Genomic DNA, 23,174 nt, shown 5'->3' on the forward strand with positions numbered 1-23,174 from the left:
ATGAGGGCCTTCTCAAGGTCGGTGCAGATGTCGCAATCCACACCGAACCCAGAAGGCCCTCCCCCATTCAAGACCCCTAACCGAGACCTACATCACCGTCCACAACCTCCCCGGACAGAACACCTAGCGTCCGGCCCACCGAAGGAGAGAAGCGTCATGCCCACCGGACTCACCAGGGACGCCGGCTGGCAGATCGGGGTCTCCGGGACCCTGCCCCATCCGCCAGCCGCCGTCTGGGACTTCCTCACCGGACCCGCCGGCCTCGCCCGCTGGCTGGGCCCGGGCGCCACGCTGCCGACCGAGGTCGGCGCCCGCTACGCCACCGAGGGCGACGGCCCCTCGGGCGAGCTGCGCGGCTACCGCGCCGGCGAACGGGTGCGCCTCACCTTCGACGACACCACCGTCCAGTTCACCCTGCGGCCGGCCCGCGAGGGCGCCGCCACCTCGCTCACCTTCCACCAGGAACGGCTCCCGGACGCCGCCGCGCGGGAGCGGCAACGCGCCCACTGGAAGGCCGTGTTGGCCGCCGTCGCCGAGGCCCTGGGCTGAGCCGGGCGGCGCTGGTCCTCCGGTCGGCCCGTGGGCAGGGGCCGATCCTCCGGGTCTCCGTGGCGGCGGCCGGCCCCCGGGTCAGGCCGGCCCGTCGACGACCCCCGCCAGATACTCCTCCAGCCGCCCGGCCAGCACCCCGGCCGTGAGGTCGGTCCGCCCCAACTCCCGCCAGGGCCCGGCGACCTTCTCCGCCTCGGGCGCGTAGGCCAGCGCGTCCAACAGCCGCCAGTACCGCCGGTCTTCGGCCCGTTCGGCCAGCGCGCCACCGGCGGCCAGATAGCGCCGGGGGAACGCCAGACCCACCTCGGGACCGTGCAGCAGGGCCAGCGCGGTCGCGCAGTGCGCCACGTCCAGATCCGTCGGCCCCCAGGAGGTCTCGACCCAGTCGACGACCCCGCTGACCCGGCCAGCCCCGTCGAAGAGCACGTTGCCCGGGTGGAAGTCGCGGTGCAGGAAGCTGCCCCGCCAGGCCGGCGCCGGCCGGTCGATCGCGGCGACCGCCCGCCGCCAGAGCGCGGGGCGCGCCGTGGCCTTTGGCACCCGGACCCGTTCCGGGGCGGTCCACGCCTGGTAGGCGCGCGGGCGGTCGGGGCCCTCGGCCGCCACCCGGTGCACCGCGCACAGCGCGGCGGCCAACGCCTCGACGCGTGCGCCGACCCCGCCGTCCTCGGCCAGCCGCACCGCGCCCGGCAGCAGCGTCATCAGCAGCGACGGTTCGGCGCACCGCCGCCCGTCGGCGTCCACCGCCACCGGCCCCGGCGCCGGCACCGGCGTGCCGGCCAGCAGGCCCAACACCCGGTGCTCGCGCGTCAGCAGCCCGGGCGCGTGCCGCCGGAAGAACGGGGTGAGGAACGACCGCAGCACCAACGCCCGTTCCCCGTCCGGCCCTTCGACCGTCAGCCGACACATCCGGGAGGTCCAGCCACCCCGCAGCGGCCGGATCGCGGCGATCCGTTCCCCGGGCGCCAACCGTCCCTCGACCCAGGCCCGGGTAGCGTCAGCCAGCACGCGGCGCTCCCCGCCGGGCGCGTTCCCAGACGGCCTCGAACTCCCGGCGCCCGATCAGGAACAGCGTGAACTCCTCCCGCGCGGCCACCTCGGCCGGGTCCCCGAACGGCACCTCGGCGAGGAACGTCCGCGCGCTGTTCCCGTGCCCGTCGGCCCAACCGGTCGTCCCGTCCCGGAACTCCTCGACGCGCCGCACCTCCCAGCCGTCCTCCCCGAGTTCGCTGTAGAGGGTGATCGGCTCCTCGACGAACCGGTGGTGCCAGGAGACCTTCCAGTACCGCGTGCCCCGCCCGTCAGCCGGCGCGTTCCTCCACGCCCTCCACGCCCTGCCCGCCCGCGCGCTCCGCCGGCGTCGGCGTGTGGCGGGCGACGGTGCGCTGGCGGCGGCGGGCCTGGCGGAGGGCGTCCCAGGTGAGCACGGTCAGCGCGGTCCACACCAGCCCGAAGCCGATCCACCGCTCCGGCGGCATCTCCTCGTGGAAGACGAAGAGCCCCAGCAGGAACATCGTGCTCGGCGCGAGGTACTGCATCAGCCCCACCGTGGAGAGCGGCAGTCGCACCGTGGCCGCGCCGAAGAAGATCAGCGGCAGCGCGGTCGCCAGCCCGCTGGCGACCAACAGCAGCGCCTGGCCCGGGCCTTCGGCGGTGAACGAGCCCTCGCCCCTGGCGGTCAGCACCAGCAGATAGCCCAGCGCCGGCAGGAACTGGAGCGCGGTGTCCGCGCTGAAGCCCTCCAGGCCGTCGAGCGCGGTGTGCTTCTTCACCAGTCCGTAGGTGCCGAAGCTGATCGAGAGGGCGAGCGAGAGCCAGGGCACCTGCCCGTAGGCCACGCTCATCACCAGCACGGCCACCGTGCCGACGCCGACCGCGACCCACTGCGCGGGCCGCAGCCGCTCGCGGAGGACCAGCACGCCGAGCGCGATGGTGAACAGCGGGTTGATGAAGTACCCCAACGACGCTTCGAGAACGCGGTCGTGGGCCACGCACCAGATGAAGATCGCCCAGTTCACGGAGATCAGCGTGGCGGAGATCGCCAGCAGGCCGAGCCGCTTCGGCTGGCGGACCAGCGGGCGTATCCAGGACCAGCTGCGGGCCAGCAGCAGAAGCAGCAGCGCGGTCGGCAGCGACCACACCATGCGGTGGGCGAGGACCTCGAAGGCGCCGATGTCGTCCAACAGCCGCCAGTACAGCGGCAGCAGCCCCCACATGCCGAAGGCCCCGAGCCCCAGCGCCAGCCCCGACCTACTGGTCGTCGCCGTTCCCATCACCGACCGCCTCCACGCACCCAGGGCCAAACCTTCCCCGACGGTAGCGCCGGCGGACGTCCGTGGCATTCCCGTTCCGGGGGTTGGTCTCAGCGGCGCACGGAGAGATCGATGTCGACCGGGAACGGAACGGAGAGCTTCAACTGCTCGCGGTGGATGCCCGTCGGAACGTAGGCGCGGGTGGCCGGGTCCAGCTCGTAGACATACACCACGGGCCGCCCGTCCTCCGACTCCACGCGCCAGAAGTGCGGAATCCCGGCCCCCGCGTACTTGCGCGGCTTGGTCTCCCGATCCCGCGCCCGAGACTCGGCCGACACCACCTCGACGGCGAGGACCACGTCCTCGGGCGGGACGGAGGTCTGGCCGTCGGTGCTGCTGTCGGTACTCAGCACCATGACGTCCGGCTCAGGACGGTCCTTTTTCCCGAGGACGATCGTCATTTCCCTGGCGACCTCCCACCCCGTGGGCGCGGCAAGGACGAGCTGGCTCTCCAAGCGCCGAAGCACCCGCATGTGGAAGAAGGTGTGGGGACTCACGAAGATCAGGCTCCCGTCGATCAGCTCCGTGTGGGGAGGCAGATTCGGCAGCCGGTCCAGATCATCCGCGACATAGCCGTCCTGGGGCGGACGCGGCCACTGGTGGGTGGAGTCGGGCTCAACACTCATCACTGCTCCCATGGCCAGATCCTCGCAGGCGTTTTCAGGCTACTCGCTCCATACGACGATCCCCCACTCGAACGGGAGAGCGGGGGATCGGTGTGTTGACGGAGGTGACGCGGCTGACGGTGGGGCTGGTCAGCCCGCCACGGTCCAGGTGTCGCCGCCGGCGAGCAGGGTCGCCAGGTCGCCCTTGCCGCGCCGTTCCACGGCCTGCTCCAGCTGCTCGGCCATCTGGTCCTCGTACGCCGGCCGGGGCACGCTGCGGAAGATGCCGATGGGCGTCCGGTGCAGGGTCTGCGGGTCGGCCAGCCGGGAGAGGGCGAACGCCGTGGTCGGGGTCGCCGCGTGGGCGTTGTGCGTGAGGATGCCGTCGGTGCCCTCGGTCGCCACGTCGATCACCCGCAGGTCGCCCGACTCCGGGTCGCGGACGACGCCCTTCTCGCCCAGCCCGTCCTCGGCCGGCAGGCCGAAGCGGATCGGCTCGCCGTGTTCGAGGCGGATCACCGCCTCCTGCGCCTGCTTCTTGTCCTTGAGCACCTCGAAGGCGCCGTCGTTGAAGATGTTGCAGTTCTGGTAGATCTCCACCAGCGCCGAGCCGTGGTGCTCGGCCGCCGCGCGCAGCACGCCGGTCAGGTGCTTGCGGTCGGAGTCCACCGTGCGGGCCACGAAGGACGCCTCAGCGCCCAGCGCCAGCGAGACCGGGTTGAACGGGGTCTCCAGCGAGCCCATCGGCGTGGACTTGGTGATCTTGCCGGTCTCGGAGGTCGGCGAGTACTGGCCCTTGGTGAGCCCGTAGATCCGGTTGTTGAAGAGGAGGATCTTCAGGTTCACGTTCCGGCGCAGCGCGTGGATCAGGTGGTTGCCGCCGATGGAGAGCGCGTCGCCGTCGCCGGTCACCACCCACACCGACAGGTCGCGGCGGGCGGCGGCCAGGCCGGTGGCGATCGCCGGGGCGCGGCCGTGGATCGAGTGCATCCCGTAGGTGTTCATGTAGTACGGGAAGCGGGAGGAGCAGCCGATGCCGGAGACGAAGACGATGTTCTCCCTGGCCAGGCCCAGCTCCGGCAGGAAGCCCTGGACGGCGGCCAGCACCGCGTAGTCACCGCAGCCGGGGCACCAGCGGACCTCCTGGTCCGACTTGAAGTCCTTCGCGGTCTGCGGCTTGTCGGCGGTGGGGATGAGGGCCAGCGGGGTGCGCGGCTGGATGGGCGCCTCAGTGGACATCGTCCAGAGCCTCCTTGAAAGCGGACGCGAGCTGTTCGGCCTTGAACGGCAGCCCGGTGACCTGGGTCAGGGACCGCACGTCGACCAGGTACCTGGCGCGCAGCAGGGTGGCCAGCTGGCCGAGGTTCATCTCGGGGAGCAGCACCCGGTCGTAGGAGCGCAGCACCTCGCCGAGGTTGGCGGGCAGCGGGTTGAGGCTGCGCACATGCGTCTGGGCGATGGTGCCGCCGGCGCGGCGGACCCGCCGGACGGCGGCGGTGATCGGGCCGTAGGTGGAGCCCCAGCCCAGCACCAGCACCTTCGCCTCGCCGCTCGGGTCGTCGACCTCGACGTCGGGAACGCTGACGCCGTCCACCTTGGCCTGCCGGACGCGCACCATGTGCTCGTGGTTGGCCGGGTCGTAGGAGATGTTGCCCGTGCCGTCCTGCTTCTCGATGCCGCCGATGCGGTGTTCGAGGCCGGGCGTGCCGGGGACCGCCCACGGGCGGGCCAGCGTCGTCTCGTCCCGCAGATACGGCCAGAAGACCTCGCTGCCGTCGTCCAGCGTGTGGTTGGGCGCGGTGGTGAACTGGACGCGCAGGTCCGGGAGTTCGGACGGCTCGGGCACCCGCCACGGCTCGGAGCCGTTGGCCAGGTAGCCGTCGGAGAGCAGGAAGACCGGGGTGCGGTAGGTCAGCGCGATCCGCGCCGCCTCCAGCGCCGCCGTGAAGCACTCGCCCGGGGTGGCCGGCGCCACGATCGGCACCGGGGCCTCGCCGTTCCGCCCGTACATCGCCTGGAGCAGGTCGGCCTGCTCGGTCTTGGTCGGCAGGCCCGTGGAGGGGCCGCCGCGCTGGATGTCGATGATCAGCAGCGGCAGCTCCAGGGAGACCGCCAGGCCGATGGTCTCCGACTTCAGCGCCACGCCAGGGCCCGAGGTGGTGGTGACGCCCAGCGAGCCGCCGAACGCCGCGCCCAGCGCGGCGCCGATGCCGGCGATCTCGTCCTCGGCCTGGAAGGTGCGCACCCCGAAGTTCTTGTGCTTGGACAGCTCGTGCAGCACGTCGGAGGCCGGGGTGATCGGGTAGGAGCCGAGGAACAGCGGCAGGTCGGCCTGCTCGGCGGCGGCGATCAGGCCGTAGGCCAGCGCCAGGTTGCCCGAGATGTTCCGGTAGGTGCCGGCGGGGAACGCGGAGACGGCCGGCGCCACCTCGTAGGAGACGGCGAAGTCCTCGGTGGTCTCGCCGAAGTTCCACCCCGCGCGGAACGCCGTGATGTTGGCCTCGGCGATCTCGGGGCGCTTGGCGAACTTCGCCCGCAGGAACGCCTCCGTGTTCTCCGTCGGCCGGTGGTACATCCAGGAGAGCAGGCCCAGCGCGAACATGTTCTTCGAGCGGCCGGCCTCCTTCCTGGTCAGGTCGTACCCCTTGAGCGCCTCCACGGTCAGCGTGGTCAGCGGCACCTGGTGGACCCGGTAGCCGTCGAGGGAGTCGTCCTCCAGCGGGTTGCCCGCGTAGCCGACCTTGGCCAGCGCGCGGGAGGTGAACTCGTCGGTGTTGACGATGATCTCCGCGCCGCGCGGCAGGTCCGCGACGTTGGCCTTGAGCGCGGCCGGGTTCATGGCCACCAGGACGTTGGGGGCGTCGCCCGGGGTGAGGATGTCGTGGTCGGCGAAGTGCACCTGGAACGAGGAGACACCCGGCAGGGTGCCGGCCGGGGCGCGGATCTCCGCCGGGAAGTTCGGCAGCGTGGAGAGGTCGTTCCCCCACGACGCGGTCTCCGACGTGAACCGGTCGCCCGTCAGCTGCATTCCGTCTCCGGAATCCCCCGCGAACCGGATGATGACCCGGTCCAGACGCCTGACGTCCTTGTGGCCCTGGCTCCCCTGGTTGACCTCGGTGGTCACTGCTGTAGCCCTCCTTGCGAGGCAGCTCTTGTCGGCCATGGTACGGGGGGTAAGGGTTGCCTTCCCATGTGCGTCACACAGGGGCTTCACACCATCGCCACCCGTGAACACGCCTGGCGTGGACGGGTGGTTCCCCCGTGGCCCCCGTTGTGGCCTCGGTTTCTACAACTCCCGGCCGGGCGCCGGGCGTTCGCCTCATCTCCAGCGTGGCAGGGGGTCAGGAGTTGAGATAGGTGAGCACCGCCAGAACCCGCCGGTGATCTGTGTCACTCTGTGCCAAACCGAGCTTCATGAAGATGTTGCTCACGTGCTTCTCGACCGCCCCGTGGCTCACCACGAGCTGCTGTGCGATGGCGGAGTTGGTGCGGCCCTCGGCCATCAGGCCCAGGACCTCCTTCTCCCGGGGCGTGAGGCCCACCAGAACGTCCTGCTTCCTGCTGCGGCCCAGCAGCTGCGCGACCACCTCGGGGTCCAGCGCGGTGCCGCCCTCGGCGACCCGGGTCACCGCCGCCACGAACTCGCTGACGTCGGCCACCCGGTCCTTCAACAGATAGCCGACGCCCCGCGAGGAGCCGGCGAGCAGCTCCGTCGCGTACTGCTCCTCCACATACTGCGAGAGCACCAGCACCCCCAGCTCGGGGTGGCGCTGCCGCAGCCGCACCGCCGCCCGGACGCCCTCGTCGGTGTGGGTCGGCGGCATCCGCACGTCCGCCACCACCACGTCCGGCAGGCTCCCGGCCGCCGCCAGCTCCTCGATCGCGGCGACCAGCGCCTCCGCGTCGCCCACGCCGGCGACCACCTCGTGCCCCCGGTCGTTCAACAGCCGGGTCAGCCCCTCCCGCAACAGCACCGAGTCCTCGGCGATCACTACCCGCACCGGCCCACTCCCCGTGTCGAACGATCGACCTGAAGCATCTCACCCCCGTTCCCCTCGGCGCCGGCTCATCTCGGGCGGGCGCCGCCCTCGGTGCCGTCGCGGTCGCGCCAGGGGAGTTCGGCGGTGATGGTGGTGGGTCCGCCGTGGGGTGAGTCGATGGCGAGGAGGCCGTCGACGGCGGTGAGTCGTTCGGCGAGGCCGGCGAGGCCGGTGCCGTTGGTGGGGGTGGCGCCGCCGTGTCCGTCGTCGGTGACCTGGAGCATGAGGCGGTTGTCGGTGCGCCAGATGTCGATGGTGGCGTGGTGGGCGTGGCTGTGTTTGCTGATGTTGGTGAGGAGTTCGGTGGTGGTGAAGTAGGCGATGCCTTCGATGGCGGGTGCGGGTCGGGTGGTGAGGTCGATGTCGATGGTGACGGGGACGGTGCAGCGGGCGGCGGCTGAGGAGAGGGCGGGGCCGAGTCCTCGGTCGGTGAGGACGGCGGGGTGGATGCCTCGGGCGAGGTCGCGGAGTTCCTGGAGGGCGAGTTTGACCTCGCCGTGGGCTTCGTCGACCATGCGGGCGGCTGTTTCGGGGTCTTCGGTGAGTTTCTCCTTGGCCAGGCCCAGGTCCATGGCCAGGGCGACGAGCCGGGCCTGTGCCCCGTCGTGCAGATCCCGTTCGATCCGCCGCAGATCGGCGGCCGAGGTGTCGACCACCACCGAACGGTCCTCCTCCAGCTGGAACACCCGGGCCGCCGCCGACGACGGCCCCAACAGGGCCGAGACCAGCGCCCGGTCGACGGAGGCCATCCCCCGGATCAGCACCGCGCCGGCGATCAGCAGCAGCACCCCGGCCGCCACCACCATCAGCACCTCCAGCGGGTTGTCCCAGACCCAGCCGTTGCCCTCGTTGTCGACGTTGACGCCCGGCTTGTCGCTCAACGCCCAGAACCACAGCGGGTAGCTCACCGCCGCCCAGCCGCCGCACCAGGCGACCGTCACCACCGTGAACGTCACCAGCGCCCACGGCAGATGGATCAGCGCGTAGGCGGTGGACCGCCAGGAGGCGTTGTTCCGCAGCACGGCGCCGATCCAGGCCAGCAGGCCGTTCCTGCCGTCCCTGGTGTGCAGCGGGTCGGGCGCCGGAACGTCGAGGTCCAGCAGCAGCGACGCCCGCGTCCGCTCCATCGCGCCGAAGCCGCGCAGGAAGAGCAGCACCAGCGCCATCAGCGGCAGACCGACAAAGGTGATCAGCAACGCTCCGCTGACGGCCAGGCCGCTCACCGCGCTGACAAAGCCGATCAGTGCCACCGGCAGGTTCAACAGACCGTGGAAGCCCTCACGCCAGGTGCGGGCGCCAACGGTCAGACGCAGCACGTTCATCGGCCGGTCTTCCCTTCGCGCTTGTTCTCGTGCCTGCTCCCGTCGCGGTCGCGCCAGGGGAGTTCGGCGGTGATGGTGGTGGGTCCGCCGTGGGGTGAGTCGATGGCGAGGAGGCCGTCGACGGCGGTGAGTCGTTCGGCGAGGCCGGCGAGGCCGGTGCCGTTGGTGGGGGTGGCGCCGCCGTGTCCGTCGTCGGTGACCTGGAGCATGAGGCGGTTGTCGGTGCGCCAGATGTCGATGGTGGCGTGGTGGGCGTGGCTGTGTTTGCTGATGTTGGTGAGGAGTTCGGTGGTGGTGAAGTAGGCGATGCCTTCGATGGCGGGTGCGGGTCGGGTGGTGAGGTCGATGTCGATGGTGACGGGGACGGTGCAGCGGGCGGCGGCTGAGGAGAGGGCGGGGCCGAGTCCTCGGTCGGTGAGGACGGCGGGGTGGATGCCTCGGGCGAGGTCGCGGAGTTCCTGGAGGGCGAGTTTGACCTCGCCGTGGGCTTCGTCGACCATGCGGGCGGCTGTTTCGGGGTCTTCGGTGAGTTTCTCCTTGGCCAGGCCCAGGTCCATGGCCAGGGCGACGAGCCGGGCCTGTGCCCCGTCGTGCAGATCCCGTTCGATCCGCCGCAGATCGGCGCTGGCCGTGTCCGTCACGGAGACCCGGTCCGACTCCAACTCCGCGATCCGCCGCTCCAACTCGTCGGACGGCGACAACAACACCCGCACCAGCGCCCGGTCCACATGGCTCAGACAGCGGGTCAACCACGGCAGAGCCGGCCAGGCCACGAAGAACGCGGTCAGCGTGACCACCAGCGTCAGCAGCGCCCACGGCAGGTGCACCACCCCGAACAGCGCCGAACGCCACCCCACCGGGTCCTTCAGCACCGCCCACAGCCAGCTGACGAACCCCGAGCGCCGCAGCGCCCGCGTCGGGCTCGGCTCGTCCACCTCGACGGCCAGCAACGCCCGCGCCCGCATCCGCTCCACCCGGCCGAGCAGGCGGCAGCCCAGCAGCCCGAACGCCAACACCGGCAGGCCGACGACGGTCAGCGCCGACAGCGCGCCCACATAGAACCAGGTCAGGACGTAGACAAAGGAGATCAGCCCCGGAACCCAGCTGGACAGCAGATACGCGCACTCCCCCCACGTCACCGCCGACAGCGGCGAACGCGGGGGCGGCAACGACTCCTCCCCGCGCCAGGCGGAAGAGCCACGAGCGGTATCTCGGCTGATCATGGGTCCCAGCCTGCCCGCCGCGCCAATCCGACACCATGGGGTATGTCGGTGAACGACGGTGGGGCTACCCCCACCCCGTCGCGCCCACAACCGGCACCCGTCATGGTCACAACCGGCCCACGACCCCCTAGACTCCCGGTGAGTCAGCCCTCCCTGACATCGCCCGCCCGGAGGCCCCAACGTGCCCGACTACTTCCACGGCTACACCGTCGTCGGTCTGGTCGCGGTGGTCGGCGTGCTCTTCGTCACGGTGGCCTTCGTCGCCGGCCACCTGCTGCGCCCCTCGGTGCCCACGCCGGAGAAGCTGCTGGTCTACGAGTGCGGCGTCGACCCCGTCGGCGAGGGCTGGGCGCACACCCAGGTGCGCTACTACATCTACGCCTTCCTCTATGTGATCTTCGCCGTGGACTCGGTCTTCCTCTTCCCCTGGGCCACGGTCTTCGCCGCCGACGGCTTCGGCGCGGCCACCCTGGTGGAGATGTTCGTCTTCCTGGGCTTCCTGTCCGTCGGACTCCTCTATGCCTGGAGGAAGGGCGTGCTCACATGGACCTGAGACCGGCGCGGAGCGCGTTGGGGCCGCTGGCGCGGCTGGCGCCCGAGCCCATGAAGGTGATCCTCAACTGGGGCCGCCGCTACAGCCTGTGGGTCTTCAACTTCGGACTGGCCTGCTGCGCCATCGAGTTCATCGCGGCCTCGATGTCACGGCACGACTTCATCCGGCTGGGCGTCATCCCGTTCGCGCCCGGGCCCCGGCAGGCCGACCTGATGGTGGTCTCCGGCACGGTCACCGACAAGATGGCCCCGGCCATCAGGCGGCTCTACGAGCAGATGCCGGAGCCCAAGTACGTCATCTCCTTCGGCGCCTGCTCCAACTGCGGCGGCCCGTACTGGGACTCCTACGCCGTCACCAAGGGCGTCGACCAGATCATCCCCGTCGACGTCTACGTCCCCGGCTGCCCGCCCCGCCCGGAGGCGCTGCTCCAGGGCATCCTCAAGCTCCAGGAGAAGATCGCGGAGGAGTCGGTGGCGGAACGGTATCCCTCCGGGGGCTCCGGGGACGCGCCCACGGCGCGCGGTGCGTCCGCGCCGTCCGCCGCGGCGCTGACCAGCGATCTGGTCCGGCGGGACGCCCCATGACCGTGGGATGGCTGCCGCGCGAGGCGGCGGAGATCTTCGGCGAGGGAACGGAAGCACACGAGGCGTACGACGTGCTGACCGTCGACGTCCCGCCCGGGGACGCCTGGCCGGCGGCGCTGGAGACGGCCCGCTCCGAGCTGGGCTGCGACTTCTTCGACTGGCTGAGCGCGGTGGACGAACCGGGCGAGGGCCTGCTGCGGGTCTGCGCGCACGTCGTGGCCCTCGGCACCCCGCCGCGCAGGCTGCTGCTGCGGACCGCCGTCCCGCACGAGGCGCCGTCGCTGCCGACGGCGACGGGCGTGTACGCCGGCGCGGCGTGGCACGAACGGGAGACGCACGAGATGTTCGGGATCGACTTCCCCGGGCATCCGGGGCTGGGCAAACTGCTTCTGCCGGAGAGCTTCGAGGGGCATCCGCTGCGGAAGGACTTCGTGTTGGCGGCGCGGGTGGCCAAGCAGTGGCCCGGCGCGAAGGAACCGGGCGGCGAGACCCCCCGCCGCCGCCAGCCCCTCCCGCCGGGGGTGCCCGACCCGAACGAGTGGGGTCCGCTCAGGGGGCGTGCCTCCGGCGGTGCCGGGGACGACCGGCCGGCGCGGCCGCGCCGCGGCGCGGGCGCCTCCGGCGGTGCCGGGGGTGAGCGACCGGTGCGGCCGCGTCGTTCGCGTTCGGTGAGTGAGGGTTCGGCGAGTCAGCGGGCCGCTGGTGCCTCCGGTGGTTCGGCGGATTCGCCGCAGGGCGGCGGGGGTTCGGGTGCCGGCGCGGCGGTGCCGAACGCCGCCCCCGACGGTCCGTCGGCCCGTGCGGCTTCCCCGAAGGGGAACGGCGAGGCCGACGGCTCCGGAAAGCCGCCTCGGCAAGGGGACTCCCGGCAGGGGGGCCGGTGAGCATGGACTGGCTCGATGTCGCGATCCGCCTGCTGGCGGTCCTGGTCGCCTTTCTCGTCTTTCCGCTGCTCGTCGGGCAGTTGGAGCACAAGGCCATGGCCCATATGCAGGGCCGGGTCGGGCCCATGCACGCGGGTGGGTTCCACGGCTGGGCGCAACTGATCGCCGACGGCGTGAAGTTCGCGCAGAAGGAGGACACCGTCCCGGACGGCGCTGACCGGCGGATCTTCCGGCTCGCGCCGGCCGTCGCGCTCGTTCCGTATCTCGTCGTGCTGATCGCCATCCCGTTCGGCCCGGAGGGCATGGTCGGGGAGGCCCCCGACGCCGGCGTGTTCTTCGTGCTCGCGGTGCTCGGCGTCGGCGTGCTCGGTTCGTTGATCGCCGGCTGGGCCTCGGCCAACAAGTACGCGCTGCTCGGCGGGCTGCGCACCGCCGCCCAGCTGATGGCGTACGAACTGCCGCTGCTGCTCTCCGCCGCCTCGGTGGCGATGGCGGCCGGCACGTTGAGCCTGACCGGCATCCTCGACGCGTTCCAGTGGTGGTGGGTGCCCTGGCAGCTGGTCGGCGCGTTCGTGTTCTTCACCGCAGGACTCGCCGAGCTGCAACGGCCGCCGTTCGACGCGCCCATCGCGCCCGAGGAGATCATCTTCGGCGCCTACACCGAGTACTCGGGGCTGCGCTTCGCGTTCTTCCTGCTCGCCGAGTACGCGGGGATCGTGGTGATCTCCGCGCTCACCGCCGTGCTGTTCCTCGGCGGCTGGCACGGCCCGTTCGCCGACCAGCTCGGCTGGCTGTGGACGCTGCTCAAGACCGGCGCGCTGTGTTTCGTGGTGATCTGGGCGCGCGTCGCCTGGCCCCGGCTGCGCGCCGACCAGATCCAGCGGTTCGCCTGGACCGTGCTGGTGCCGCTCGCGCTGGCCCAGATCGCGTTGACCGGAGTGATCAAGGTGGTGACTGGATGAGCCTGGGATCGGGTCTCGCCAAGGGGTTGGCGATCACGTTGCGCACCATGACCCGGCGCGCGGTCACCGCCCAGTATCCGGAGGAGCAGCCCGAACTGCCGCCGCGCAGCCGGGGCGTGATCGGGCTGTTCGAGGAGAACTGCACCGTCTGTATGCTCTGCGCCCGCGAGTGCCCCGACTGGTGCGTCTATATCGACTCCCACAAGGAGACGCTGCCGGCGACCACGCCCGGCGGGCGGGAGCGCAGCCGCAACGTGCTCGACCGGTTCGCGATCGACTTCGCGCTGTGCATGTACTGCGGCATCTGCGTCGAGGTCTGCCCGTTCGATGCCCTGTTCTGGTCGCCGGAGTTCGAGTACGCGACCACGGACATTCGTGAACTGACCCATGAACGGGACACGTTGCGCGCCTGGATGTGGACGGTGCCCGAGCCGCCACCGTTGGACGAGGCCGCCGAGGAGCCCAAGGAGATCGCCGCCGCCCGCAAGGCCGCCGAGAAGGCCGCCGAGAAGGCCACACAGGGGGAGGCGGGGGACGGATGACCGAGCGGGAGATCCTCACCACCTCCGGGCAGGAGATCGTCTTCGTCCTGGTCGGCCTCGTCGTCCTCGGCGCCGCCGTGCTCTGCGTGACCACCCGCCAGCTGGTGCACGCCGCGCTCTGGCTGGTGGTGGCGCTCGGCGGTCTTGCCGTCGAGTACCTGCTGCTGACCGCCGAGTTCGTGGCCTGGGTGCAGGTGCTGATCTATCTGGGCTCGGTCGTGGTGCTGCTGCTCTTCGGGCTGATGCTCACCCGCGCGCCCATCGGGCCCTCGCCCGACGTCGACTCGGGCAACCGCCGGGTCGCGCTGGCCGTCGCGCTGGCCTCGGCTGCCACCCTGGTGACGCTGGTCGTGGACGCCTTCCGCACCACCTGGATCGACCTGGAGACCCCGCACGGCGAGTCCGCCGCGCTGGGCGACAGCCTCTTCCGCGCCTGGGTGCTGCCGTTCGAGGCGCTGTCGGTGCTGCTGCTGGCCGCGCTGGTCGGCGCCATCGCGCTCTCCCGCGCCCGCGCGGACCGAGCGGACGGACAGGCCGACGAGCGGGGGGCGCGCTGATGCACCTGGTCTATCCGGCGGTGCTGGCCGCGCTGCTGTTCTGCGTCGGGATCTACGGCGTGCTGGCCCGCCGCAACGCCATCCTGGTGCTGATGTCGGTCGAGCTGATGCTCGCCGCCGTCAGCCTCAACCTGGTCGCCTTCGACGTGTGGCTGCGGGACGAGGTCCACACCGGCCAGGTCTTCACCCTCTTCCTCATCGCCCTGGCCGCCGCCGAGATCGGCGTCGGCCTGGCCATCGTGCTGCTCGTCCACCGCAACCGGGCCACCTCCGCCGTCGACCAGCTCCGCGCGCTGGCCGACCGCGACGAGGAGGAACCGGAGGGCGCGGCGAGCCGGGAGACCACCACCACGTGAACACCACGACCGCCGCCGTCCTCGTTCCGCTGCTGCCCGCGCTGGCCGCCGCCGTCATCCTGCTGACCGGGCGCCGGGCGCCCGGCTTCGTCCAGCCGCTGGCGGTGCTGCCGACCCTGGCCGCCGTCGCGCTGGCCGTGCTGGTCGCCGTCCGCCAGCGCGGCGAGGAGCCGCTGCTCGCCGCGACCGAGCTGGCGCCGACGGGGAACGAGACCCTGCCCATCGAACTGGCCCTGCGCCTCGACGGGTTCGCGGTCCTGGTGGCCGTGCTGGTCGCCGTCGTCGCCGGCTGCGTGCAGCTGTACTCGACGGGCTATCTGCGCGGCGACGCCCGTTACCCCTCCTACGCCGCGCTGGTCTCGCTCTTCACCTCGGCGATGCTGCTGGTGGTCTACACCGACGACCTGGTGGTGCTGCTGGTCGGCTGGGAGGTGATGGGCGTCTGCTCGTACTTCCTGGTCGGGCACTACTGGGAGACGGCGGCCGCCCGTTCCGCCTCGCTCAAGGCGTTCCTGGTCACCAAGCTCGGCGACGTGCCGTTCCTGATCGGCATCCTGGCGCTGGCCTCGGACGCGGGCAGCTTCCGCATCAGCGAGATCGTCGCCCGGCTCTCCTCCTCGCTCTCCGGCTTCGAGCTGGCGCACCCCACGCTGGTCGCGCTGCTCCTGCTGGCCGGCGTCGCCGGCAAGTCGGCGCAGGTGCCGCTGCACACCTGGCTGCCCGACGCGATGGCCGGCCCGACGCCGGTCTCCGCGCTGATCCACGCCGCCACCATGGTGGCCGCAGGCGTCTACTTCGTGGCGCGGCTGCTGCCGGTATTCGCCGCCTCGGCCGCCGCGCTGGTGGTGCTGGCAGCGATGGCGGCGCTCACCATGGTCGGCTCGGCACTGGCCGCGCTCGCCCAGGACGACGTCAAGCGGGTCCTCGCCTACTCGACGATCGGCCAACTCGGCTTCATGGCCGGCGCGTTGGCCGTCGTCGACCGGGAGGCCGCCATCTTCCACCTGCTGACGCACGGCGCGTTCAAGGCGCTGCTCTTCCTGGCGGCCGGGGTGCTGATCCAGACGGCCGGCACCGGCTCGCTGGCCGCGATGTCGCGGATGCGCGACCTGCGGCGGCGGGCGCCCGACGCGTTCTGGGCGATGACGGTCGGGCTGCTGGCGCTCGCCGCGATACCGCCGTTCGCCGGCTTCTTCTCCAAGGAGGCGGTGATCGGCGCCGCCGAACACGCCGCGCTGGACAACGCGCACGGCGCCTCCTCCAGCCTCGCCGCGCCGGCCGCCGCCGGCTGGGTGGTGCTGGTGGCCGGCCTGGCGACCGCGCTGCTGACCGCCGCCTACGCCGCCCGGCTGTGGCTGCTCGCCTTCCACGACCCGGTCCGCGCCCGCACCGAGTCGGTGCCGCCGGGCGAACGGGCCTCCGGCGCCATGACCGGCGTGCTGTGGCTGCTGATGGTGCCCTCGCTGCTGCTGGGCCTGGCCTACGGGGAGTTGCCGGAGTGGTTCGACGGCGGCTCGCTCGCCCCGACCCTGACCACATCGGTGCTGGCCACCGGCGCCGCCGTGCTCGGCGGCACCGCCGCCTACGCCGCCTGGCGCCGCGCCTACGAGAGCGGCGTCGCCGAGGACCCGGCGCCCGCGCTCCTCGGCCCGCTGCGCCCGCACGCCGAGGCCGGCTTCCACGCGGACGCGCTCTACGCCGCCGCCGTGGTGCGGCCGGTGCGGGCGGCGGCCGGGCTGGTGCGGTTCCTGGACCGCGCGGTGATCGACACCTATGTGCGGGGCGCGGCCGGCGCGCCCGGGCTGCTGGGCACGCTGGCCCGCCGCGCCCAGACCGGGAACGTCCAGACGTATCTGAGCGCGCTGGTCGCCGGGGCGCTGGTGCTCGGCGTGGCGGCCGTGCTCGTCGCGGTGGGGGACTGAGGCCATGATCACGCTCTCCGAATCGGTCCAACAGGCGCTGCTGGTCGCGGCGTTGGCGCTGCCGCTGGTGGGCGCGCTGGCCGCGTTGCTGCCCGCGCCGCCCGGGCTGCGCGGCGCGGGCGGCCCGGACCGGGATGTGCTGCGGCACGGCGTCACCGTCACCGGCGTGGTGCTGGTGGCGACGGTGGTGCTGGCGCTGGCCTTCGACCACGACCGGCCGGGCGCGGTGCAGGCCGAGACCGACGTGGCGTGGGTGCCGGCCTGGGACGTGCGGTTCCACCTGGGCGTGGACGGGATCTCGCTGCCGCTGCTGGTGCTGACGGCGCTGCTGACGTTCCTGGCCGCGCTCTACTCGTACGTCCGCCCGCCGACGGGCGAGGGCCGGCCGGGGCCGCGCGCGTTCGTGGCGCTGCTGTTGCTGCTGGAGACCGGGATGCTGGCCACCTTCGCGGTGCTGGACCTGGTGCTGTTCTTCCTGGCCTTCGAGACCGTGCTGGTCCCGATGTACTTCCTGATCGCCCGCTGGGGCAACGGGTCAGGCGCCGAACGGGCGGCCGCCGCCTGGAAGTTCGTCCTCTACACCGTGCTGGGCTCGGTGCTGATGCTGCTCGGGCTGCTGCTGGTCGGCGTGCGGGCCGGCACGTTCGACATGGTGGCGCTCGCCGAGGCGCAGGGCTCGGGGCTGACCCGCACCACCCAGATCCTCGCCGTGCTGGCGATCGGCTTCGGGCTGGCCGTGAAGACCCCGATGTGGCCGCTGCACAGCTGGCTGCCGGACGCGCACACGGCGGCGCCGACCGTCGGCTCGGTGCTGCTGGCCGGGGTGCTGCTGAAGATGGGCACCTACGGGCTGGTGCGGATCGCGCTGCCGGTGGCGCCCGAGGGGATGCGGTTCTTCGCTCCCTACCTGGGCGCGTTCGCCGTGGTCGGGATCATCTACGGCTCGCTGGCCTGCCTGGCCCTGGTGCGCGCCGGCGCGGGCGGCGACCTCAAGCGGCTGATCGCCTACTCCTCCGTCGGCCACATGGGCTTCGTGCTGCTGGGCGTCGCGACCATGACCCACAGCGGGGTCAACGGGGCGCTCTTCGCCGGCGTGGCCCACGGGCTGATCACCGGGCTGCTGTTCTTCCTGGTCGGCGCGGTGAAGGAGCGCACCGGCTCCACCGACATCGACGCCCTGGCCGGCGCGGCGGGCGCCGGGCTCTACGGCCGGGCGCCCCGGCTCGGCGGGCTGCTGGCGTTCGCCGCCGTCGCCTCGCTGGGGCTGCCTGGCCTGGCCGGCTTCTGGGGTGAACTCCTCGCCATGCTGGGCGCGTTCCACCCGGCCGACGGGCTGAGCCGGCCGGCGTTCCTCACCTATCTCGCGGTGGCGGCCCTCGGCACCCTGCTGACCGCCGCCTATCTGCTGCTGGTGGTGCGCCGGATCTGCATGGGGCCGGTGCCGGCGGCGGCCCCGGTGCCGGCGGGGTCGTCGGCGGCGGCCAGCGACGCCGAGGCGCGCCCCGCCCCGCCCGCGCTGCCCGCGCTGCCCGACCTGCGCGGGCACGAGTACGCGGCGTTCGCGCCGCTGGTCGCGCTCACCGTGCTGGCCGGTCTCTGGCCGGCCGTGCTGCTGCACCTCACCGATCCCGCCGTGCAACTCCTCCTGCCGGGAGTGGTCCGTTGAACCTGATCCAGAACGTGGACTGGGCGGCGCTCGCGCCCCCGCTGGTCACCGCCGTGGCCGCCGTGGTGGTGCTGGTCGCCGACCTCTTCCTGCCGGCGGGCCGCAAGGCCGCGCTGGCCTGGGTCACGGTCGGCGGCCTGGCGCTGGCCCTGGCCGCGCTGGCGCCGCTGTGGAACGACGACCGCACCACGTTCTGCCTGGCCGACGATCCCGGGCTGTGCTCCTACAGCGCGGACCGCTTCGCGCTGCTGGTGCAACTGCTGGTGCTGGGCGGGGCGTTGCTCGCGGCGCTGCTGACCGTTCCCGAGCTGCGCGGCGCGGGGGAGGGGGACCGGGACGGGCTGCCGGGCGGGGAGTTCTGGTTCCTGCTGCTCTCCTCGGCCTCGGGCGCCGCGCTGCTGCCGGCCGCCCGCGACCTGGCCACCCTGGTCATCGCCCTGGAGGTGACCACGCTGCCGGCGTACGCGCTGGTCGGGCTGCGCCGGGGGAGCGCCACCGGGCCCGAGGCGGCGCTGAAGTTCTTCCTCTCCTCGGTCACGGCGACCGCCGTCGGGCTGCTGGGCGTCAGCTTCGTCTACGCCGGCGCCGGCAGCCTCTTCCTGAGCGAGATCGCCGCCGAACTGCCCGAGGCCGCCCCCCAGTTGGCGACCCTCGCCAAGGCGGGCGTGGCGCTGACCCTGGTCGGCTTCGTCTTCAAGGTCGCCGCCGTGCCGTTCCACTTCTGGGTGCCGGAGACCTACCAGGGCGCGCCGCTGCCGGTGGCCGGCTATCTCTCGGTGGTCGGCAAGACCGCCGGGCTGGCCGGGCTGGCGCTGGTGACCACCGGCGCCTTCCCCGGGCACGGGAACGTCTGGGGCCCGCCGCTGGCGGTGCTGGCCGGGCTGACGATGACGGTCGGCAACGTCGCGGCGCTGCGCGTCGCGGCCGACGGCGCGCACAGCGCGGTGCGGCTGCTGGCCTGGTCCTCGGTCGGGCAGGCCGGCTATCTCCTGGTGCCGCTGGCGGCGGCCGGCTTCGTCGAGGACGGCGGCGCGGCGCGGGACGCGGTCGGCACCGCGCTGGCCTATGCGCTGATGTACGGCGCGGTCAACCTGGGCGCGTTCGCCGTGCTCGCCCTCGTCGTCCACGACCGGCGCGGAACGCCTCCGGCGGGGCGGCGGGTCGCCGACTTCCGTGGGCTGTTCGCCGAACGGCCGCTCGCCGCGCTGGCGTTGGCGTTCTTCCTGCTCTGCCTCGCCGGGCTGCCGCCTGGGGTGATCGGGCTCTTCGCCAAGGTCGCGGTCTTCCGCTCGGCGGTGGACGCGGGGCTCGGCGTGCTGGCGGTGGTGATGGCGCTGAACGTGGCCGTCGCGCTCGTCTACTACCTGCGCTGGACGGCGCTGCTGTTCCAGCCGGCCCAGGACCCCGGGCGCGAGCCGGGGCGGCCGACGTTCGCCGTCTCCACCGCGATCGCGCTCGCCGCCTCCGTCGCCCTCGTGCTCTCCGGCGCCCCGCAGCTGATCCTCACGTTCACCGGCGGCGGGCTGTAGAGCACGACGGCTCCGGGGGCGAAACGTAGGGCGAACGCGACGGAACGTCATCCGGGAACGCATCCCCTTCATGTGGCGTTGTGCACTTCGGGAGTGTCCACTGTGAGTGGAGAAGCCTCACCATCCGGGATGATCCGGGCACCCCCACGCGCGATCTGGAGGGCACACCGTGCACCGCCGGCACAACGGACTCAGGACGGCCGCACTGCTGGGCGGCATGTCCGCGCTGATTCTGGTCATCGGCAGCCTCTTCGGCCGCACCGGGCTGCTCATCGCCCTGGTGGTCGCGCTGGCCACCAACGGCTACGCCTACTGGAACAGCGACAGGCTCGCGCTCCGCTCCATGCGGGCCCGGCCCGTCGGGGAGTTCGAGGCCCCCGGCCTCTACCGGATGGTCCGCGAGCTGGCCGGCCAGGCCCGCCAGCCGATGCCCCGGCTCTACATCTCGCCGACCGAGGCCCCCAACGCCTTCGCTACCGGACGGAACCCACGCAACGCCGCCGTCTGCTGCACCGAGGGCATCCTGCGGCTGCTCGACGAGCGCGAGTTGCGCGGCGTGATCGGACACGAGCTGAGTCATGTCTACAACCGCGACATCCTGATCTCCTCGGTGGCCGGAGCGATGGCCTCCGTGATCATGTTCCTGGTGAACTTCGCCTGGTTCCTTCCGTTCGGCCGCGACGACGACGAGGGGCCCGGGCTGATGGGGATGCTGCTGGTGATGCTGCTCGGCCCGATCGCCGCCTCGCTGATCCAGCTCGCGGTCAGCCGGTCCCGCGAGTACGAGGCGGACGCGGCCGGCGCCCGGCTCACCGGTGACCCGTTGGCCCTGGCCAGCGCGCTGCGCAAGCTGGAGGCCGGCACCCAGCGGCTGCCGCTGCGCCCCGAGCCGCAGCTGGAGACGGCCAGCCACCTGATGATCGCCAACCCGTTCCGCAGGGGCGAGGGCATGGCCAGGATGTTCGCCACCCACCCGCCCATGGCCGAGCGCATTGCCCGGCTGGAAAGGATGGCGGGCGGCGGCCGTTGACGCCATGCTGTTCGGGTGCGAACCCTTCTGAACGTTGTCTGGCTCGTCTTTTCCGGTTTCTGGATGGCCCTGGGCTATGCCGTGGCGGGGGTGATCTGCTGCGCGCTGATCGTCACCATCCCCTTCGGCGTGGCCTGCTTCCGCATCGCCCGGTACGCCCTCTGGCCGTTCGGCTACCGGGTCACCGATCGGCACGACGCCGGGCTGGCCTCCGGCATCGCCAATGTGATCTGGCTGATCGTGGCCGGGATCTGGCTCGCCCTCGGCCATATCGCGGCCGGCGTCGCGTTCTGCGTGACGGTGATCGGCATCCCGTTCGGCATCGCGCACTTCAAGCTGGTGCCGGTCTCGCTGCTGCCCCTGGGCCGGGAGATCGTCCCCGCCTGACCGCCCCCCCGCCCAAGCGCGAACGGCGGCCCGGGTGGCATCGCCGGGCCGCCGTTCCTCGTGGCGTGGTTCAACGCCGCCGGGCGGCCTCCTCGGCGCGCTCCCCGGCGGCCGCCTCCTCCTCGCGCACCCCGTCGCCACCCCGCTTCGCCGTCACATAGCGCTCCCGCAGATAGCGGAAGCCCTCGTGCAGCAGCGTGATCCCCAGGGCCAGGCCGAGCCCCACCATCACCCCGCGCAGCGGCTGTTCCTCGAAGGCGTGGCCGCCTATGTAGCCGATGGCCGTCGAGTAGACCGCCCAGGAGACGGCGGCGATCGTGTCGTAGAGGGAGAACGAGCGCAGCGGATAGGCCGTGGCCCCCGTGGTGAGCGTCGCGGCCGTCCGCCCGCCGGGAATGTAGCGGGCGACCACCAGCACCAGGCCGCCGCGCTTCTCCAACATGCGGGCCACCCCGTCATACGCCTTCCGCGTTCGGGAGCCCGGCTTGAGCTTGGCGTAGATCCGCGCCCCGGACTTTCGCCCTATGTAGTAGGAGATGTGATCCCCGGTGAACGCGCCGAGCGCGGCGACCACGATGATCAGAACGACATTCGGCTCGCCGTTCGCTGCCGCGAACACTGCCAGGGTGATGACCAGCGTCTCGCTGGGCACCACGGGGAAGAATCCGTCCAGCGTCGCGATGGCGTACAGCGCCAGATACACCCACGGGGTGGAGACGAAGTCTTCGACCGCCTGGAGGATCGCATCGTTCATGCCCGCAAGGCTAAGTAATGGAAGCTCTCGACGCTGCTGTTGATCCGTAACGGTCACGTCCGGTTTTGGTCCGGACATCTCCGGTGACCGTGCGGCCCGGCGCGGGCGCCGCCGCCCGGCGGCCCGCGCGGTTCGAAAGGTGTGCGACATCACACCCCGATCCGCCGGTCACGGGCCGGCGAACGTTCGCCACGGCGGGTCCGGCCCCCGCGCCGGCCCGCCGCACGCCACCGTTCCCCCGCCCGCGCGCCGGGCACGCGACGGGTGCCGACCCGGGCCGGCGCCCCCCCGCCGCCCGTCCCGTTCCGCCGTTCGCCACAGCGAAGAACGGCAGTGCATCGCCGCACCGGCCGCTGGCTACAGCCAGCCGTTCCGCCGGAAGCCCCGGTGGATCAGCCAGCTCGCCGTCGCGATCACCGCCAGCACCAGCGGATAGCCGAACCTCCAACGCAGCTCCGGCATGTGCTCGAAGTTCATGCCGTAGACCCCGCACACCATCGTCGGCACCGCGATGATCGCCGCCCAGGCGGTGATCTTGCGCATGTCCTCGTTCTGGGTGGCCTGCACCTGCGCCAGATTGGCCTGGAGGATCGAGTCGATCAGCGCGTCGTAGCCGCCGACCTGGTCGGCGACCCGGGTCAGATGGTCGGCCACGTCGCGGAAGTAGCTGCGGATCTCCGGGTGCACCACGCCGATCGAGGTCTCCGACAGCTGCTGGAGCGGCCGGTCCAGCGGCGTCACCGCGCGCTTCAGCTCCAGCACCTCGCGCTTGAGCTGGTAGATCCGGCCAACCTGCGAGGCGTCGCCCCGGGTGTCGGCGAACACCGCCGACTCGATCTCGTCGATGTCGTCCCTGACATCCGCCGCCACGTCCAGATAGTGGTCGACCACCTGGTCGGCGATCGCGTGCAGCACCGCGGAGGGGCCCTTGGCCAGCTGCCTCGGGTTCTCCTCCAGGCTCCGCCGCAGCGCGCCCAGCCCGCCGTGCGCGCCGTGGCGCACGGTGATCACGAAGTCGGAGCCGACGAAGACCATGATCTCGCCCGTCTCCACCACCTCGCTGGTCGAGGTGAGTTCGCCGTGGCTGACGTAGCGCACCGTCTTGAGCACCATGAAGAGGGTCTCGTCATAGCGTTCGAGCTTCGGCCGCTGGTGGGCGTGGACCGCGTCCTCGACGGCCAGCGGGTGAAGGCCGAACTGCTCGGCCACGCCCGCGAGTTCGGCCTCCGACGGCTCGAAGAGGCCGATCCAGACGAACGTGCCACGGCCGCCGCGCCGCCGCGCCTGCCCGATCGCGGCGGCGGGGTCCTGCGGGCCGGGGCGGCGCACGCCGTCGCGGTAGACCGCGCAGTCCACGACGGCGTCCGACGCCGGCGCGGCGGCGCCGGTCCCCG

General features: G+C 72.2%; 24 protein-coding genes. 13 read left to right on the top strand and 11 right to left on the bottom strand.

What is annotated here, in order from left to right; all coding sequences use genetic code 11:
- Nucleotides 1-156: 156 nt before the first annotated feature.
- On the top strand, nt 157-549 hold the full coding sequence (locus EBN88_RS17655) for an SRPBCC family protein (protein ID WP_122184856.1): 393 nt from the start codon (nt 157-159) through the stop codon (nt 547-549).
- An 81-nt stretch (nt 550-630) separates the two neighbouring features.
- Here EBN88_RS17655 and EBN88_RS17660 read toward each other — a convergent pair whose 3' ends face one another.
- The 9 genes from EBN88_RS17660 to EBN88_RS17700 form a co-directional block, all read right to left on the bottom strand.
- Nucleotides 631-1,560 carry a phosphotransferase family protein gene (locus EBN88_RS17660; protein ID WP_233580757.1) on the bottom strand — a complete coding sequence of 310 codons (930 nt, stop codon included), beginning with the start codon at nt 1,558-1,560 and terminating at the stop codon, nt 631-633.
- On the bottom strand, nt 1,550-1,795 hold the full coding sequence (locus EBN88_RS17665; protein ID WP_407703424.1) for a DUF6881 domain-containing protein: 246 nt from the start codon (nt 1,793-1,795) through the stop codon (nt 1,550-1,552). Before EBN88_RS17665 ends, EBN88_RS17660 begins: the two co-directional genes overlap by 11 nt.
- 58 nt (nt 1,796-1,853) lie before the next feature.
- On the bottom strand, nt 1,854-2,825 hold the full coding sequence (gene rarD, locus EBN88_RS17670; protein WP_122184858.1) for an EamA family transporter RarD: 972 nt from the start codon (nt 2,823-2,825) through the stop codon (nt 1,854-1,856).
- Between the two features lie 89 nt (nt 2,826-2,914).
- Nucleotides 2,915-3,490, bottom strand: coding sequence for a Uma2 family endonuclease (locus EBN88_RS17675; protein WP_122184878.1), 576 nt, complete (start codon nt 3,488-3,490; stop codon nt 2,915-2,917).
- A 129-nt stretch (nt 3,491-3,619) separates the two neighbouring features.
- A complete protein-coding gene (locus EBN88_RS17680; RefSeq protein ID WP_122184859.1) occupies nt 3,620-4,708 on the bottom strand; it encodes a 2-oxoacid:ferredoxin oxidoreductase subunit beta in 1,089 nt (362 codons plus the stop codon).
- On the bottom strand, nt 4,698-6,632 hold the full coding sequence (locus EBN88_RS17685; protein ID WP_122184860.1) for a 2-oxoacid:acceptor oxidoreductase subunit alpha: 1,935 nt from the start codon (nt 6,630-6,632) through the stop codon (nt 4,698-4,700). Before EBN88_RS17685 ends, EBN88_RS17680 begins: the two co-directional genes overlap by 11 nt.
- Before the next feature lie 178 nt (nt 6,633-6,810).
- Complete coding sequence (locus EBN88_RS17690; RefSeq protein ID WP_122184861.1) at nt 6,811-7,470, bottom strand: response regulator transcription factor; 660 nt, start codon at nt 7,468-7,470, stop codon at nt 6,811-6,813.
- Between the two features lie 65 nt (nt 7,471-7,535).
- Nucleotides 7,536-8,831, bottom strand: coding sequence for a sensor histidine kinase (locus EBN88_RS17695; protein ID WP_122184862.1), 1,296 nt, complete (start codon nt 8,829-8,831; stop codon nt 7,536-7,538).
- A complete protein-coding gene (locus EBN88_RS17700) occupies nt 8,828-10,054 on the bottom strand; it encodes a sensor histidine kinase (protein ID WP_122184863.1) in 1,227 nt (408 codons plus the stop codon). Before EBN88_RS17700 ends, EBN88_RS17695 begins: the two co-directional genes overlap by 4 nt.
- 181 nt (nt 10,055-10,235) lie before the next feature.
- On the opposite strand from EBN88_RS17700, the gene EBN88_RS17705 reads away from it, so the two are divergent.
- The 12 genes from EBN88_RS17705 to EBN88_RS17760 all read left to right on the top strand — a co-directional run bounded on the left by EBN88_RS17705 (nt 10,236) and on the right by EBN88_RS17760 (nt 21,026).
- Complete coding sequence (locus tag EBN88_RS17705; RefSeq protein ID WP_122184864.1) at nt 10,236-10,607, top strand: NADH-quinone oxidoreductase subunit A; 372 nt, start codon at nt 10,236-10,238, stop codon at nt 10,605-10,607.
- Complete coding sequence (locus tag EBN88_RS17710) at nt 10,598-11,191, top strand: NADH-quinone oxidoreductase subunit B (protein WP_122184865.1); 594 nt, start codon at nt 10,598-10,600, stop codon at nt 11,189-11,191. The genes EBN88_RS17705 and EBN88_RS17710 overlap by 10 nt, the downstream gene beginning before the upstream one ends.
- Entirely contained in the window at nt 11,188-12,075 is an 888-nt protein-coding gene (locus EBN88_RS17715) for an NADH-quinone oxidoreductase subunit C (protein ID WP_122184866.1), read from the top strand. The genes EBN88_RS17710 and EBN88_RS17715 overlap by 4 nt, the downstream gene beginning before the upstream one ends.
- Nucleotides 12,076-12,077: 2 nt before the next feature.
- Nucleotides 12,078-13,037, top strand: coding sequence for a complex I subunit 1/NuoH family protein (locus EBN88_RS17720; protein ID WP_122184867.1), 960 nt, complete (start codon nt 12,078-12,080; stop codon nt 13,035-13,037).
- Entirely contained in the window at nt 13,034-13,579 is a 546-nt protein-coding gene (locus tag EBN88_RS17725) for a NuoI/complex I 23 kDa subunit family protein (RefSeq protein ID WP_122184868.1), read from the top strand. The genes EBN88_RS17720 and EBN88_RS17725 overlap by 4 nt, the downstream gene beginning before the upstream one ends.
- Nucleotides 13,576-14,136, top strand: a complete 561-nt coding sequence (locus tag EBN88_RS17730) for an NADH-quinone oxidoreductase subunit J family protein (RefSeq protein WP_122184869.1) — start codon at nt 13,576-13,578, stop codon at nt 14,134-14,136. The genes EBN88_RS17725 and EBN88_RS17730 overlap by 4 nt, the downstream gene beginning before the upstream one ends.
- Entirely contained in the window at nt 14,136-14,492 is a 357-nt protein-coding gene (nuoK, locus tag EBN88_RS17735) for an NADH-quinone oxidoreductase subunit NuoK (protein WP_122184870.1), read from the top strand. Before EBN88_RS17730 ends, nuoK begins: the two co-directional genes overlap by 1 nt.
- Entirely contained in the window at nt 14,489-16,414 is a 1,926-nt protein-coding gene (locus EBN88_RS17740; RefSeq protein ID WP_122184871.1) for an NADH-quinone oxidoreductase subunit 5 family protein, read from the top strand. The genes nuoK and EBN88_RS17740 overlap by 4 nt, the downstream gene beginning before the upstream one ends.
- A 4-nt stretch (nt 16,415-16,418) precedes the next feature.
- On the top strand, nt 16,419-18,080 hold the full coding sequence (locus EBN88_RS17745) for a complex I subunit 4 family protein (protein WP_122184872.1): 1,662 nt from the start codon (nt 16,419-16,421) through the stop codon (nt 18,078-18,080).
- Nucleotides 18,077-19,609, top strand: coding sequence for an NADH-quinone oxidoreductase subunit N (locus tag EBN88_RS17750; RefSeq protein WP_122184873.1), 1,533 nt, complete (start codon nt 18,077-18,079; stop codon nt 19,607-19,609). The genes EBN88_RS17745 and EBN88_RS17750 overlap by 4 nt, the downstream gene beginning before the upstream one ends.
- Nucleotides 19,610-19,778: 169 nt before the next feature.
- Complete coding sequence (gene htpX / locus EBN88_RS17755; protein ID WP_122184874.1) at nt 19,779-20,639, top strand: zinc metalloprotease HtpX; 861 nt, start codon at nt 19,779-19,781, stop codon at nt 20,637-20,639.
- A gap of 15 nt (nt 20,640-20,654) precedes the next feature.
- Complete coding sequence (locus EBN88_RS17760; protein ID WP_122184875.1) at nt 20,655-21,026, top strand: YccF domain-containing protein; 372 nt, start codon at nt 20,655-20,657, stop codon at nt 21,024-21,026.
- 70 nt (nt 21,027-21,096) lie between these two features.
- On the opposite strand, the gene EBN88_RS17765 is transcribed toward EBN88_RS17760, so the two are convergent.
- Together EBN88_RS17765 and EBN88_RS17770 are read right to left on the bottom strand one after the other, a co-directional pair.
- On the bottom strand, nt 21,097-21,780 hold the full coding sequence (locus EBN88_RS17765) for a DedA family protein (protein WP_122184876.1): 684 nt from the start codon (nt 21,778-21,780) through the stop codon (nt 21,097-21,099).
- Between the two features lie 357 nt (nt 21,781-22,137).
- Nucleotides 22,138-23,174: magnesium and cobalt transport protein CorA (locus EBN88_RS17770; protein ID WP_147472752.1), on the bottom strand; the 1,037-nt coding region annotated here is incomplete at its 5' end.

Source organism: Streptomyces triticirhizae (assembly GCF_003696235.1).
Taxonomy (GTDB): domain Bacteria; phylum Actinomycetota; class Actinomycetes; order Streptomycetales; family Streptomycetaceae; genus Streptomyces; species Streptomyces triticirhizae.

Coding starts and splice junctions, on each gene's coding strand:
- EBN88_RS17725 (WP_122184868.1), top strand. CDS start 13,034: ATGAGCCTGGGATCGGGTCTCGCCAAGGGGTTGGCGATCACGTTGCGC.
- EBN88_RS17765 (WP_122184876.1), bottom strand. CDS start 21,780: ATGAACGATGCGATCCTCCAGGCGGTCGAAGACTTCGTCTCCACCCCG.
- EBN88_RS17710 (WP_122184865.1), top strand. CDS start 10,598: ATGGACCTGAGACCGGCGCGGAGCGCGTTGGGGCCGCTGGCGCGGCTG.
- EBN88_RS17715 (WP_122184866.1), top strand. CDS start 11,188: ATGACCGTGGGATGGCTGCCGCGCGAGGCGGCGGAGATCTTCGGCGAG.
- EBN88_RS17695 (WP_122184862.1), bottom strand. CDS start 8,831: ATGAACGTGCTGCGTCTGACCGTTGGCGCCCGCACCTGGCGTGAGGGC.
- EBN88_RS17720 (WP_122184867.1), top strand. CDS start 12,078: ATGGACTGGCTCGATGTCGCGATCCGCCTGCTGGCGGTCCTGGTCGCC.
- EBN88_RS17655 (WP_122184856.1), top strand. CDS start 157: ATGCCCACCGGACTCACCAGGGACGCCGGCTGGCAGATCGGGGTCTCC.
- rarD (WP_122184858.1), bottom strand. CDS start 2,825: ATGGGAACGGCGACGACCAGTAGGTCGGGGCTGGCGCTGGGGCTCGGG.
- nuoK (WP_122184870.1), top strand. CDS start 14,136: ATGCACCTGGTCTATCCGGCGGTGCTGGCCGCGCTGCTGTTCTGCGTC.
- EBN88_RS17745 (WP_122184872.1), top strand. CDS start 16,419: ATGATCACGCTCTCCGAATCGGTCCAACAGGCGCTGCTGGTCGCGGCG.
- EBN88_RS17730 (WP_122184869.1), top strand. CDS start 13,576: ATGACCGAGCGGGAGATCCTCACCACCTCCGGGCAGGAGATCGTCTTC.
- EBN88_RS17700 (WP_122184863.1), bottom strand. CDS start 10,054: ATGATCAGCCGAGATACCGCTCGTGGCTCTTCCGCCTGGCGCGGGGAG.
- EBN88_RS17685 (WP_122184860.1), bottom strand. CDS start 6,632: ATGGCCGACAAGAGCTGCCTCGCAAGGAGGGCTACAGCAGTGACCACC.
- EBN88_RS17680 (WP_122184859.1), bottom strand. CDS start 4,708: ATGTCCACTGAGGCGCCCATCCAGCCGCGCACCCCGCTGGCCCTCATC.
- EBN88_RS17675 (WP_122184878.1), bottom strand. CDS start 3,490: ATGAGTGTTGAGCCCGACTCCACCCACCAGTGGCCGCGTCCGCCCCAG.